Raw genomic sequence first — 14181 nt, 5'->3', positions numbered from 1 at the left:
TTGGGTTAAATGGTGGGAATACAGGACATGCGCGACTAGCCGCCTTGCGTGGCGGTAATGAGCGTAACCTGGTCGTTGGGAGAGAGCCGGCGGGTAGGCCAGTCGGATTTCGGGACTACAGCTTGGTTGATAGCCACGGCAATGCCTTTGCCAGACGGAAACAGCTCGGAAACGAGTTGCCCTACCGTGTAAGCGGCGTCGATTGGCTTTGCCTGACCGTTCAGGATGATTTCCATTCCAAATACAGTTTTAGATACAAAAAACCTTAGGAATGGACCTATGAAGAAAAGATGGAACGGAGCTACGTGCAAAGTAACTCCTGCTTTTCCCTTCGGCAGTACTAGCTGCATCAGGTTCAAAGGGTATGATCTCAGTCCGCATGCGGGACACCCCTAAAGTTGAGGCAAAGCTATTCGAAATTCAGGATTTTCAAAAGAATTAGAAAAAAACGTAAGCCGTTACAAGGATTGGACGTGAATTTTTTTAAAATTATAAGGTATTTTTGGCCTTAATAATAAACCTAAATAACGACCTGCTTTATTTTGATGGATTTGATCATCAGAAGTGCTGCTCCTAAGGATCTGCCTTCGCTGTTGGACATTATCAACCACGCTATTCTGAACACCACGGCTATTTACGACTACGAACCCCGGACCCTGGAACAACAAAAGGCCTGGTTTGAGCAGATGTTCTATGACGGTATGCCTGTGATCGTGGCCGAGCTGGAAGGCGAAGTGATCGGTTATGGTTCCTACAACATTTTCCGTCCGAAAATCGGGTACAAATTCAGTGTGGAGCATTCCATTTACCTCGATGAAAAGTCACGCGGGATGGGCGTAGGCGGCAAACTGCTCGGCAGCTTGATCCAACGCGCCAAAGAGTCGGGCCTGCACACGATGATCGGCTGCATCGACGCGTCGAACCGCGCCAGCATTGAGTTTCACAAGAAATACGGCTTTGTGGAAAAAGGATATTTGAAAGAAGTGGCCTACAAGTTCGATCAGTGGCTGGATCTGATCTATATGCAGCTGTTATTGGAGGAAGATTGAAATTTGGGAAGAAGGAAAATGAAAGAAGGCAATCGCAAGCTGTCAGTCTGAGCGCAGTCGAAGACAGTCCATACGTGCAAAGTTAGCGTAAGTGATTCGGATGCGTTTAGCATGAAAGTACATAACAACGAACGAGGCGCAGCTAATAACTGCGCCTCGTTTGCATTTAATGGGCTCTGCCCGTTTCTACATAAGTTTCTTCATCGCCGGTGGGCTTGCCTTGCCACCAGGAAGCAAGGATGGAGCCGGTAATGTTCATCAGCGGCCCGAAAATGGCCGGGGCGAGGCCTACGGTGGCCATTTTGCCCATTTCCTTGGCGATACCGGAGGCCAATCCGCCGTTTTGCATTCCCACTTCGATCGCTATCGTGCGGCAGTCGCGCTCGCTCATGCGGAACAGGCGGCCCGACCAGTAGCCAAGCGTGTAGCCCGACAGGTTGTGGATCAGCACGAGCAATAGCAATGCAGGACCGATCGATAGCAGGCTGTCGCGACCGGCAGCAGTGATGATCACGATAATGAATGCGATACCGGCCATTGACACGATGGGCATCGCGGCGTCAAGCCACTTCACTTTGCCGCTGAACAGCTTATTGAAAATCAGTCCCGCGCCGATTGGAATAATCACCATTTTGATAATATCCCACATCATATGCAGCGTATCGATCTGCACGAATGCACCCGCGAGCATGCTCATCAGCAGCGGCGTGACGATCGGGGCGAGCATGGTGGAAATGGCGGTGATGGTAATGGACAATGCCAGGTTCGCTTTCGCGAGGTAGGAAATCACATTGGATGCCATGCCGTTGGGCGAGCAGCCGATCAGGATAATCCCCGCCGCTATTTCAGGGGGAAAGCCGCTGAGGTTAGCAAGCGTGTAACCGATCGTAGGCATGATGATGAAGTGGCTGATCACGCCGATCAATACACCTTTCGGCATTTTAACTACCCCCACAAAATCCCCGAAGCTCATGGAAGTGCCCATTCCGAACATGATGATCTGGATGAGTGGAGTGATTAGCGCTGCAAGTTTAAAGTCGCCGACGGTCAGGAAATGCTGCGGATAATATAATGCAGTGGTCACCGCCGCAAAGATGACGGTGGTGTAGGTAAAGCCTTTCAGTTTTTCATACCCCCTGAAACTGATGGCTGTGGATAGGAAGAATGCAATAAAGAAGGGACCGGCCGAAGGGAGGCTTCCGGTGAATGCGAGGTAAAGCGCTATCAGCAGGCAAACCGCGGCAATGCCGGACATGAGCTTGTAAATATTCATATTAATGTATTTAAAATGCAATTTTTGAAATGCGAAAGAAAATTCCTGTCTGTTTCACCAAACAGGAAATGCTGAGAACCGGCCGGACTACCCGCTTACCAGGTTCTTTTTTTCATGTATTCGTCGAGTTCCGAACGCTTCATGGGGATTTCGTTCGGGTTTTTGTCCAGCCATTTCAGGAAGTCGCTTTTCAAAGCGTCGGTCCATTGGCTGTCGATCTGGCCGGGCGTGTATTTGCCTTCTTTTAGCATCTGAATGCCGAATTTGTCACGTAATGCAATGAATTCAGCCGTTTGCACTACTTTCTCGACCATATGGGCAGGCACGAAGATCACGCCTTCTTTTTTACCCAAAACCAAATCACCCGGAAGCACCACAGCGCGACCGATGCGAATCGGCGTGTTAATGCCGGTTACGACGGCATCTTTAAGGTAAGAAGGATCGAAATCGCGTACGAATGCATTGAAACCGGGGATTTTGGAAAGGCCGTCGAGGTCGCGCACGGAGGCATCGAACACCACGCCGTTGCCGGTTTTGGCGTAAATGGAGTTGGCGAGGTTATCGCCGATGAGCGTACCTTCCACGATTTTACCCATGCCGTCGGCCACATATACGTCGCCTTTGCTAAGCATGTCGATCGGCCAGGAGTTGGTATTGCCGATGCGGCCTTGTTTGGCGCCGCGGTCTTTGATATTCTTCTCAATGTCGGGGCGGGAGGGCAGGAACTGCGCCGTCAATGCGCGTCCGGCGATCACCACGTCGTCGTGTACAATTTTCCAGTTGCCTTCGAACTGGCAGTTGTAGCCTTCATTTTTGAGTACTACCCAGGCTTCTTCGATATTGATTTCCCTGGCGCGACGCACGAGGTCGTCGGAGATTTTAGGACGGCCGTCGGGGAACCGCTCGCCTTTCCACTCCGAGGTCAGGAAAATCAGTTCTTCTTTCGGGATGGTTTGCGACTTCGCGGTTTGCAGGCTTCCAAAGGTGAGGGCAAGGATCGTCGTTAAAGAGAGAATCGGTAATTTCATGAGATAAGAAAAAAGAGTTCGGCTGAAATTGAGTGAATAAAATTAGGGAAAATATTAATTCTGGCTGAGATCGGTGACAACTGGCAGCACAATATGGCTCAGTTTGGCGCCGCCATGGTGGACGGTCTGCTGGGCGATGCGCGTTTTGGTGCTTGTTCCCAGCGGCTCGCCGGTATTGGGGTTTCTATCGAATTGCGGGAAGTTGCTCGATGTAATATCGACCCGTATGCGGTGGCCGGGGCGGAACACGTTCGCTGTTCCCGTCATTTCTATTTCGTACTCGTAAACCTGGTTGGGCGTGAGGAGCTTCATCTTGTCGAGTCCTTTGCGGAATTTGGCGCGGATGATCCCTTCGGAAACGGGCATTGCGAAGCCGTCGGGGTGTACATCCACGAGCTTTACCATCCAGTCGGTGTCGCGGCCGTCGGTGGCGGCGTGGAGTTTCATTTTGACAGGCCCTGCGATGGTTACCGGTTTTTCGAGGAATGCGCTGGTGTACACGAGCACGTCTTCGCGCTGTTCGAGCGGGCGCTGGTCGCGCGGGCCGGCGGGCGTGGGCGTGCCGCAGCAATTATTACCGCCGGTGGTGGGCACGGGGCTCTGCGGGTCATAGCGGTATGTATCGGTGGTCGCTTTGGTGGGTTTGTCAAAAGATAATGTTCCTTTTCCGCGCACCGAGTTGGCATTTTCACCTCCTAAATACAGCTCTTTGAACTGCGTGCCGGGAATGGGCCAGTCGGTTTCGGCGCGCCATTGGTTTACACCCATATAAAACAGGCGCACGGGTTTGTCGGTCTCGATGGCGTTTCGGATACCTTTCAAATGGTAGTCGAAAAACGACAGCTCGGTTTCGAACTGGTCCACATAAGCGGCCGCCGTGAAATCCACATCCCCGAATTTCTGCGATGGCCCATGGCCCCACGGGCCGATGATCATCCGTGCGCCTTTGCGCGCTTCGGGTGTAGCGCCTTTGTTTTTCATGCCCACATAGCCATTAATGGTGCCCATCACGAAAATGTCGAACCAGCCGCCGGAGACGTAGGTAGGGACTTTGATTTTGTCGAAACGCTCTTCGTCGCTGATCGCCTTCCAGTACTCGTCGTAGCTTTCGTGCTTGATCCAGTCGCGGTAATGCGGTACCACGGCGCCGGCGCTTTGCAGGTCGCCGTCCTGCAAAGGCAAATGCATGAGGATGTTGGCGTATTTCAGTTCTTCGGGCGTGAATGCCTCGGTATGCCAGTATTGCGGCAGCATAATGCGGTTGGGCATGCGCACCACGCCCCAGCCGTAGTTGAAGCTGAGGCGGAATGCGCCTCCCATGGTGATCCAGTTGGCATAAATATTCGTGGAGGCCAGCGATGGGAACGCCGCCACCAGGTGCGGCGGGTTGAGGCTCGCAGCCTGCCACTGGTTATGTCCGAGATAGCTTCCTCCCTGTGTAGCCACTTTGCCATTCGAAAACGGCTGCGCAGCCGCCCATTCGATGGTGTCGTAGCCATCCTTGGCCTCGTCGCGGAACGGTTCCCATTTGCCATCGCTCTCGTAGCGGCCCCGCACATCCTGCACCACTACCGCATAGCCGCGCTGCGCGAACTTGATCATCGTCTGGTGCACGCCATCGCGCTGCACGCCGTAGGGTGTACGCGTGACGATGGTCGGGTAGCGGCCGGGTGTCGCGGGCATGTACACATCGGCATACAGCACCACGCCGTCGCGCATGCGGACAGCCTTGTGCCGCTCGATGCGGACTTCATTGAGCACGGTATCCGCAAGCAGGGCGTGCACGGACGATAGCATGGCCAGAACCGCCAGCATGGAGGCGCGGAGGGATTTCAGCATCATTGCATCACACTTTTAGAGGTTTATCTTCTGGAAACGACGATCGGGTTGGTGAGACCGTTGAGGTCGTACACCACCTTGCCTGCACGGATTGTCACTTCTGCTTCCAGTTTTTGCTTGCCCTGCACTTTGGTACCGGTGTAATCGAAGAAGCCGAATGTGCCGGTGTCGTTCATCTGGAATTTGCCGTCGAGCACGCGCAGCACGGATACGTCCGCGCGCGAGCCTACCGAGAGGTTACCCAGCTCTTCGCGGTGAATGGCTTGTGCGGGTGCCCAGGTGCTGGCTTTGATCACCGCCGGCAGGTCCATGCCCATTGCCAGGAACTTCGACATCACGTTGAGCATGTCTTTCATCGCATTGTTCATGCTGCCGGTGTGGATGTCGGTGCTGATGGTGTTGGGGTAAAAGCCGGTTTTGATGGCCGGGATCGCCTGGGAGAATGCGAAGCTGATACCGCCGTAACCCACGTCGAAAATGATGCCTTTTTTGCGCGCTTCATACACGAACGGCTTCACTTTGCCGGCTTTCACGTCCACGATCGGTTCGCGGCTGGCGAGCTGGCCGAAGCAATGCGTGAAGATATCGCCCGGGCGGAGGTGTTTCATGAAAAGCTCTTCAATGGGCAATACCGGCTGGCTGCCGCCGAAATCGATCATGACCGGGATGTTGGCGAGCTTGCCGGCTTCTACGGCGCGGTCGGTGGGCGTCCAGTTATAGCCGTTGAAGTGCGCGAGCTTGATGCCCACAATGTATTCCGGATATTCTTTGGCGACCCTGGCCGTTGCGGCAGCGTCCATGTCCTCGACATTCTGCTCGTAGGTGCCGCCGCGCATGCCTTCACCCACGATGTTCAGGAATGAGAGGACGCGGGTGCGCGATGCGTCGATGGTTTGTTTCTTGAAATCGGGGAAGGACTTCCAGCCGGCGCAGCCTGCATCCACCACCGTGGTTACACCCGTGCGGAATGTAAAACCGTCGGGTGGGAGGGCGTTGGGGCCGTTGCTGTAAGTCTGGTCCATTTTGGTACCGAAGAAGTTGTGCGAATGCATGTCGATCAGGCCCGGGGTCACGAAAAGGCCTTTCGCATTCACCACCTGCACGCCCTCCTTGGCGTCGATGTTTTTAGCAACGAGCATGACCGTGTCGCCTTTCAGGGCGACGTCCATAATGCTGTTGATATTGTTTTTGGGATCAATCACATGACCGCCTTTGATGACGATCGAGTATTTCTGCGCTTGCGCGATGCCGGCAGAGCACAAGAGCGCTGCGGCGAATAGTACTTTTTTGATCATGGGTATTGGTTTAGGAAAAGCTGTTATGGATAAGACAAGAAATACACGAAAATTCCTCATTCAGAGGGGAAAAATTTTCAGGCTTTAAAAGCGATACGGACCGCCGATTTTGGTCAGCGATCCGTATCGGTCATTTAATTTTCAAATGCGCAGTGCCGGGACTGCTTATTTATCCCACCAAACTTTGCTGGAAAGCGTGTTGGTGCCGCCCTGGCGTGTACGTGCTTCCATGAAGTTCACTTTGTTGTATTGTTCCTCCGAATCGGGGATCACAAAGCGGGTCGGGATCTGGCCCCCGGTGAGGTTACCCGGGTAGTTGGTCGGGGTTAGCCTTGGGAAGCCGGTGCGGCGCCAGTTTGCGAAGATTTCATATTCATCTTCCAGGAACAAGGCCACCCACTTTTGCGTCGAAATCTGCTCGATCTGCTGCGCCACGGTGCCGGTTGCATTGTAAGGATTAGCAAGGAGGTAGGCATTGATTTTGGCATCGGAAATGGTTCCGGCAGCGCCGAAAAGTGCCCATTGGCGAAGTCCTGCCTTTACTGCCGCATCGTATGCCGCAGCCGCCGTGCTGCCTGTATACCATCCGCGAACCGCCGCTTCGGCCAGCAAAAGGTTGGTTTCCGCATTTCCGAAAACGATCAGCGGGGATGCATAGCGCAGTATCGTGGCCGGGTTTGGCTCGGAGAACGAGTTGAATTCTGCCGGACGGCTGTTGAAAGCCGCATTGGGCATGCCTTGCTGCAATGCCGTGGAAGTATCCGCCACGAAAGTATTGTTACCGGTTTCGCGCCATACGATCGAGATCACGTTCAGACGTGGATCTTTGGTGGTTTTCAAATGGTCGATCAGCGTCTTGGCCAGTTTTCCGCCTTCCACATTGTCGCCGCCGGGGGTAATGTAGTCGGTGGCCATCAATCCGTTGGCGATAAAGTTGCGGCTCAGGGTTTGTGAACCGTCCACGTAGCCGATGATCGCACGGTCGGCGTCGTCCAGGATCACACCGCCAGCAATGGCTTTCTGTACCCAGGTTTTAGCCAATGCATTATCCACTTCCGTCAATCGCATTCCCAGGCGGAGCATCAGCGAGTATGCGAATTTTTTCCACTGGGTGATATTGCCTCCGTACATGAGGTCGGCGTTTGCGAAATTGGCTTTCGAAGCGTCGAATGCCGCGATGGACTCTTCGAGCTCTTTCAGCATGTCAGCATAAATCGCCTGCTGGGTATCGTATTTCGGACCGTAGTTTTTGTCGGCCAGCGCCTTGCCTGCATCGAAATAAGGGATATCACCATACACATCGGTGAGGCGGTGGAAAATGTAGGCTCTCCAGATCCTGGCGGCCGAGAGTTTGTTCACAGCGAGCGGATCGGCTTTCAGTGCCTCGATCACCTGCGTAATCGAAATCACCGAGCCCTGGCCTTGTGCAGTACCGGCGTAGGCGTTCCAGCTTCCCTGCGAGTAGCTGAAATTGAAATACTTGTCACCCGCAGCAGGTACTTCCTTGTAGGTCGCAAAATGCTGCATGGATTGCCCGATGGTGAGGTAAGCCGCACCGGTGAAGTTGGTCGAAACACCATCCAGCTGGGCCCGGGTGAACAAAAATTCGGGAACTACCTGCGAGTATTTGTTGGGATCGACGTTCATTTCCTCGAACCCGTTGTCACAAGAGGCGATCATCATGGCCAGCGGGGCCGCATATATGAGTTTTTGAAATAAGCTTTTCATCGTACAGTTCATTTTTTAGAATTTCACCATCAGGTTCACGCCCATGCTGCGGGTTCTTGGTACACCGAATGCTTCCAGACCCTGTGCATTGGTGCTGGTGTAGCTCGACTCCGGATCGAAGTACTGCTGCTTCTTGTCTTTGAAAAGGATCGCCAGGTTACGCGCAACGAATGATACCGAGGCCGATTGCAGTTTCAGGAACGCCAGCTTGTTCACCGGGATATTGTAGCTCAATACCACCTGGCGCAGCTTGATGAAGTCGTTGTTGAACATGAACATCGCGGTGTAGTTCTTGTCGTTGTCGTAGTAAGTGTCCACATCCTTTTTCTCCCATGTTTTGGTAAAAGGAGCGCCTTCCGGCGTTACACCTTCCACGGTTACACCGGTGTCGCGGCCTGGCAGGGTTTCAACCGGCAAACCGAAACGGTAGGCATACTGATAAAGGTTGGAGTACACAATGCTTCCGAATTTACCATCCACCAATACATTCAGCGAGAAGTTTTTGTAACGGAAGTTGTTGGTGATTCCCATGGTCAAAGGAGGCGTGCCTTGTCCGATTTCTTCGAGGTCGCCGCGCACCGCGTAGCCGCTGGCAGGGTTATAGACGATATTTCCGGCTGCATCGGTTTTTTTGCGGAAACCCCACACAGTTCCGTAAGGTCTGTTGATCGCGTTGCGGACCACACCACCACCTACACCGGTAGCAATGTCGATCTGGTTGATTCCCTCGGCCAGACGTTCGATTTTGCTCTTGTTATAAGCCATGTTATAGCTCAGATCCCAGCTGAAATTCGCTTTTTGAACCGGTGTTCCTGTAATCAGCAACTCGATCCCTTTGTTGCTCAGCTCGCCCACGTTCAGCAATGCAGAAGTGTAGCCGGAAGACAATGCAATGTTGGTAGTAACGATGTCGTCAGTAGTTTTTCTGTTATACAATGTCACATCCAATCCGAGGCGGTTGTTGAGGAATTTTGCTTCCAAACCTCCTTCATAGGTTGTCGAAGTCAGCGGTTTCAGGTCGGGGTTAGGCACTTGCGACGAAGCGAGGCCTTGTACCGGACGACCGTTGTGGCCGCCTTGCTGCATATTGTAGTACTGATAAATCTGATACGCATTCACAGTTGCACCACCCACCTGCGCCCATGAACCACGCAGTTTCGCAAAGCTGATCGCCGAAGGGAAGTTGATCGCTTCCGAGAGGATCACCGAACCACCCACAGACGGGTAGAAAATGCTGTTGCTTTTAGGATTCAGCACCGAAAACCAGTCCTGACGACCCGAAACGGTCAGATAAGCCAGGCCTTTGTACCCAAAATCGACCGAACCGAAGAGCGAGTTGATGGCGCTTTTCATGTAAGTCGGCGTGGTGGTCATCGCCGCGAGGTTGGTATAGCTGTAAAAATAAGGGATCGTGAATTCGCTACCTGCAATCACCGTTTGGTCGAAAACGCTGCGCTGTGCATTCGCACCGGCCATGGCCGAGAAGCTGAAATTTTCAAACTCCTTGTTGTAGTTCACGGTTACCATACCGTTCGTTTCGGAAGAAGTGGTTTTTCTTCCTTCGTAAGTACCGAGCGGGAAAAATGCATTGTTGGTCGGCTGCACGTATTCGGAAGTGAAGCTGTAAAAATCCTGGCTCACGCTACCTTTCACGTACAGGTTTTCAAGAATGTCGTAACGCAGGCTTCCCTGGCTCAAAAAGCGATGTTTGGTATCGTCGTTTTTGAATTTGTTTATCACAAAATAAGGGTTTGGCGCAGCAGGTACCGGGTTCCATTCCATTTCTTTGCCGGTTACAGCGTCGAATCCCGGCGACAGGCTGCGGATATCCACGGTGTTGGCCACCAGGTAAGTAGCCCAGTGCGGGTTCATGTCTGCATAACCCACTTTCGGGCGGTTGGTACCTTGTTCGAGGTTGTATTGGAATACCGTTTCAACACTCAGTTTCTTACCCAGGAACGCATTCAGGTTCAGGTTAGCAATGCGGCGAACGAATGAAGAATTGGGCACAACGCTGTTCGATTTCGTGTTGTTCAAGCCCAAACGGAAGTTGATCGCCTCGCTACCGCCGGTCAATGCTACTGAATTGATGTAGTTGGTACCGGTGTTATAGAAGTTTTTCAGGTTGTTTTTCTGAGGCGAGTAGGGATGCATTTGCCCGTCCACCTGAATGGTAGGCTGGCCATCCATTTTCGCACCGTACGAAAGGCGTCCTGTGCTTTTGGCCTGCTCCAAAGTGGTCGGTTTTACGCCGTCCACGCCCTGGCCGTACTCATATTGCCATTTCGGGATCACCGCCAGCGATTCAAACGTCGTGTTGCTGTTGATCTCCACGCCGATGCCTTTTTGCGCGCGGCCTTTTTTGGTGGTGATCAGAATCACACCATTTGAAGCACGTGCACCGTAAAGCGCCGCTGCGGGGCCACCTTTCAAAACGCTGATCGACTCGATGTCATCGGGGTTGATACCACCGATACCGTCTCCACGGTCGACGTTCATCCCGTTACCGTCGGCAGTAGTTCCGCCCGGCGTGGTGTTGTCCATCGGCATGCCGTTAATCACATACAAAGGCTGGTTGTTACCATTCAGTGAGCCGTTACCGCGGATCACGATGCGGCTCGATCCGCCGGGGCCGGTAGCCATACCGGTAGCGTTCACACCGGCGATTTTACCGGTCAATGCGTTACCGATGTTGTTTTCGCGTGCTTGCGTAAATTCAGCACCTTTCACTTCCGTTACCGCATAGGCAAGGGCCTTTTTCTCTTTGGCAATACCCAAAGCGGTTACCACTACTTCATTCAATGCCTTGGCTTCGGGAGCGAGCTGCACGCTCACGGCGGTCTGGTTTCCAACGGTTACCTCCTGCGAAGTATAACCTACGAAGCTGAAAATCAGTACGGCGGTTTCCACTTCACCGTCGGGGATATCGATCGAGAAATTCCCATCTCCATCGGATGAAGTACCGCGCTGCGTGCCTTTCACGAGCACGCTCACGCCCGGCAGGCCGGTGCCGGTTTCATCCTTTACCGTCCCCGTTACATTGCGTTTCGGAGCGGTTTTAACAGGATTTTCTTCGATGACGGCCTGTTCGCGGCGGAGGATAATGCGGTCCTGCACTACCTCGTAAGTTACTTTGTAAGGGGTCAGAATTTTGTTCAGTACTTCGGACAGCGATTCGTCCTGGAATTTGTAGGTACTTTTCTGGTTATTGAAGATCTGAGGATTGTACATGAATTTAACCTTCGTCACATTTTCAATCTTCTCCAATGCCTTGTCAATCTCGGAATTGGTTAAACGCAGCGTCACTTTTTGTTCCAGCACGCGTTGGCCACGCACGTCGTTGGCGTGAACGATCGTGCTGAAAGCAATGGCGAGCAGGGCTTGATACAGAGTAATGCGCATGATTTTCTGTAAAGCATGGTGAAATTGTACTCTTTTTGACATAATTTTGATTTTTGTCGGGTTAAAATTCGGCATAATGATTCCCACAACAGCCTCATTCAGATGCTGCTAAGCGTACACAAGCATGGGGGTCGGTCGGGTCGGTGGTGTTGCAGCATCATCGACCTTCTTTGGAACTGAAAAATTAGTAATGGTTTCTGGTCATAGGCACGGGTGAATTTGTCATAAAGTACTGAGGAAAAGGGGTTTCTTTAACATCCTTTGCTATTGATGATGATGCTGGCATCGAGCTGCTCATATTGCGCGCCGATGGTTTTGCATATCAGGTTAATTTTCTCAAAAAGCGGCTCGTCGGAAAGCGAAGCGGTGAGGTAGCAGTTCTGCATTACTTCCGCATCGAACACGATCTTTACGCCATAGGATTTTTCCAATGCGGCAAATACTTCGGTGATCGGCGTTCCCTTGAATTCAAACGACTGTCTCTGTATCGGTAATTCCAATAATTTCGGGTCCGGGATGAGGCTTCTCGTAAGTCGTAACTCATTAGGTGCGAATGTGATCTGCTGATTGGGCGTAAGCACCATCCCGCCGAGCTTGTCGTCCGCATGCTGGCTGGCGATCGCCTCCTTCGTCATCGGGAAAACGGACACTTTACCCGTTTTAACCACCACCTTCACTTCCTGGTCGTCGAACGCGCTCACTTTGAAACTTGTGCCTAACACCTTGGTTGCCAGCGTATGTGCGTACACATAAAAGGGCTTGTCAGGATTTTTGGCCACTTCAAAAAACGCTTCCCCTTTCAGGAAAACCTCCCTTTTGCGGCCCTCGAAGCGCCGGGGGTAGGTAATGCGGCTATCGGGCTGTAACAGCACCGAACTGCCGTCTTCGAGGGTCACCAATTTCGCCTCATTGCCCTGGTTCACCGCCTCGATAAGCGGCTCGCTGATCTGGCTGAGGATCACCTTATATTGATCCGATTGCTGTTGCGAAAGCGTTTGCTTGTTATACCACCATCCGGCAAACATGAGAATGAGCACCGAAGCCGCCATATGGTACCAATTTGGCCTGAAACGCAGCCAGATCGACGATTTTTTCGCATGATGCTCGCCAATCGCGTGCGACAGCCGGTAAATTTCGTTAGCCACCTCCTCATCCGAAATCTGGTCGAATGCCGTTTCCGTCATCGTCAGGAAATTCCTGGCGCGGTTCACGAGATCCTGCTTATCCGGATTATGTTCGAGCCATTCGGTCCATACGGCCTCGTCGGCGGGGTTATTAAACAGCACCCAGCGTCTGAAAGATGGATCGGCGGCCAGTTCCTCCGGAAGAAAATTGCGGTAATGGAGCATATTGGGCAAATAATAATATGGCTAATTTTAGTAAGGATGCGAGAACATTGTGCTGATACTCCTTTTTTGGAAATAATTTTCGGGAAAATTTATCGGGGGAGTAGGATGTTGGGAACGCGTGCGGGGACTTGGGGCTTTACCGTTTATCTCCGGAAGTTGACCGGAGATTCATTGAATGATTTTTTGGGTATCATATGTTTGGTTGAATAGGTATCAATTTGTAATTTTATGGAAGGAATTCAAGATTATCCTGGAAAATAAATTGTTAACTTAGGTGGAGAAACTGACATGAAATACAATATGGCACCTGACTATCAAAGAGCGAAAGGTGAGGCAATTCACCTGTTGCACCAATTCGGGCTGGAAAGGCCGCCTGTCAATCCGATGGAGATTGCGCAACACCTGGGTGTAAAGGTGTCGTTTGTCGAGTTTGAGAGGAAATTGAATAATATCTCGGGGTTTTACGATTTTGAGGAGGATACCATTTTTGTGAACATGGAAGAATATCCTTTGAGGCAAACCTTCACAATTGCGCATGAGTTAGGCCACAGGATTCTGCATGCTGAGTGGGCTAAGTCTTCTGATTACAAGGTGCTTATGCGGGAAGGTGGAGGCGCGAGCGATCCCAAGGAAGCCGAGGCTAATGTATTCGCGGCCAACCTGTTGGTGCCGCGGTTTATGCTGGATAAATATTGGGAAGATGTACCTGTTACCCAACTTTCACAATTGTTCGTGGTATCCGTTCCCGTAATCAAAAACCGGATTTCTTTTGAATATGGAGCCTAACAGGGTTCAGGCCAAGAAGGGGATTATAAAGAAGGATCAGACCGGGACTCCATTAACTGAAAAGCAACTCGAAGCTCATCAAATGGAGCTCGAACTTACCAAAGAGCATAACCGGCACGAAAAGGAAATGCGGACTACGGAACTTGGCTTTTTGGGCTGGTTTTTCGGTGACGGGCGCAATACCTTGACGTTCGTTGCATTAATGGCTGTGTTTTCGGGGTTATTGATCTTTGCAATCTGCCTGATCGCGGCATATAGGAAGCCAACTGACGCGCAGTTTTGGTCTGATGCGGGTCTGAAAGCGTTGACTTTCGCCGGGACTTCGTTAGGTTATCTGTTCGGAAGAGGGGCAGTTGCAAGTAAGAAGTAATTAATTCTAGCTAGGTGATTTGAATACGCTAAAGATACTTCGCCACTAATCTTATTTTTCGC

General features: G+C 51.9%; 11 protein-coding genes and 1 riboswitch. Of the genes, 3 read left to right on the top strand and 8 right to left on the bottom strand.

Annotated elements, in window-relative coordinates:
- Positions 1–35: 35 nt before the first annotated feature.
- Entirely contained in the window at positions 36–236 is a 201-nt protein-coding gene (gene thiS / locus DFER_RS12130; protein ID WP_015811926.1) for a sulfur carrier protein ThiS, read from the bottom strand.
- A 73-nt stretch (positions 237–309) separates the two neighbouring features.
- Positions 310–404, bottom strand: a riboswitch (TPP riboswitch).
- Positions 405–545: 141 nt separating this feature from the next.
- Here thiS and DFER_RS12125 point away from each other — a divergent pair.
- Positions 546–1049: a GNAT family N-acetyltransferase gene (locus DFER_RS12125; RefSeq protein ID WP_015811925.1), complete on the top strand. Its 504-nt coding sequence runs from the start codon at positions 546–548 to the stop codon at positions 1047–1049.
- Positions 1050–1215: 166 nt separating this feature from the next.
- On the opposite strand, the gene DFER_RS12120 is transcribed toward DFER_RS12125, so the two are convergent.
- From DFER_RS12120 to DFER_RS12090, 7 genes are all read right to left on the bottom strand, one after another.
- The gene (locus DFER_RS12120; protein WP_015811924.1) at positions 1216–2322 is read right to left on the bottom strand and encodes a bile acid:sodium symporter family protein; all 1107 of its coding nucleotides are present in this window, start codon (positions 2320–2322) and stop codon (positions 1216–1218) included.
- A 95-nt stretch (positions 2323–2417) separates the two neighbouring features.
- Complete coding sequence (locus DFER_RS12115; RefSeq protein WP_015811923.1) at positions 2418–3350, bottom strand: RraA family protein; 933 nt, start codon at positions 3348–3350, stop codon at positions 2418–2420.
- A gap of 54 nt (positions 3351–3404) precedes the next feature.
- Complete coding sequence (locus DFER_RS12110; RefSeq protein ID WP_015811922.1) at positions 3405–5192, bottom strand: CocE/NonD family hydrolase; 1788 nt, start codon at positions 5190–5192, stop codon at positions 3405–3407.
- A 20-nt stretch (positions 5193–5212) separates the two neighbouring features.
- On the bottom strand, positions 5213–6484 hold the full coding sequence (locus DFER_RS12105; protein ID WP_015811921.1) for an amidohydrolase/deacetylase family metallohydrolase: 1272 nt from the start codon (positions 6482–6484) through the stop codon (positions 5213–5215).
- Positions 6485–6649: 165 nt separating this feature from the next.
- Positions 6650–8212 (bottom strand): SusD/RagB family nutrient-binding outer membrane lipoprotein, encoded by a 1563-nt coding sequence (locus DFER_RS12100; protein WP_041735040.1) that lies wholly within the window; start codon positions 8210–8212, stop codon positions 6650–6652.
- 15 nt (positions 8213–8227) lie between these two features.
- The gene (locus DFER_RS12095; protein WP_229206237.1) at positions 8228–11614 is read right to left on the bottom strand and encodes a SusC/RagA family TonB-linked outer membrane protein; all 3387 of its coding nucleotides are present in this window, start codon (positions 11612–11614) and stop codon (positions 8228–8230) included.
- Between the two features lie 251 nt (positions 11615–11865).
- Positions 11866–12963 carry a FecR family protein gene (locus DFER_RS12090; RefSeq protein ID WP_015811918.1) on the bottom strand — a complete coding sequence of 366 codons (1098 nt, stop codon included), beginning with the start codon at positions 12961–12963 and terminating at the stop codon, positions 11866–11868.
- A 288-nt stretch (positions 12964–13251) separates the two neighbouring features.
- On the opposite strand from DFER_RS12090, the gene DFER_RS29590 reads away from it, so the two are divergent.
- Together DFER_RS29590 and DFER_RS12075 are read left to right on the top strand one after the other, a co-directional pair.
- Positions 13252–13749 carry an ImmA/IrrE family metallo-endopeptidase gene (locus tag DFER_RS29590; RefSeq protein WP_015811917.1) on the top strand — a complete coding sequence of 166 codons (498 nt, stop codon included), beginning with the start codon at positions 13252–13254 and terminating at the stop codon, positions 13747–13749.
- Positions 13739–14119 carry a hypothetical protein gene (locus DFER_RS12075; protein ID WP_015811916.1) on the top strand — a complete coding sequence of 127 codons (381 nt, stop codon included), beginning with the start codon at positions 13739–13741 and terminating at the stop codon, positions 14117–14119. Before DFER_RS29590 ends, DFER_RS12075 begins: the two co-directional genes overlap by 11 nt.
- Positions 14120–14181 lie beyond the last annotated feature (62 nt).

The sequence above is a fragment of the Dyadobacter fermentans DSM 18053 genome (assembly GCF_000023125.1).
Lineage (GTDB): Bacteria > Bacteroidota > Bacteroidia > Cytophagales > Spirosomataceae > Dyadobacter > Dyadobacter fermentans.
The sequence above is the reverse complement of the archived record's forward strand: the minus strand, read 5'-3'. Positions and strand labels throughout refer to the sequence as shown.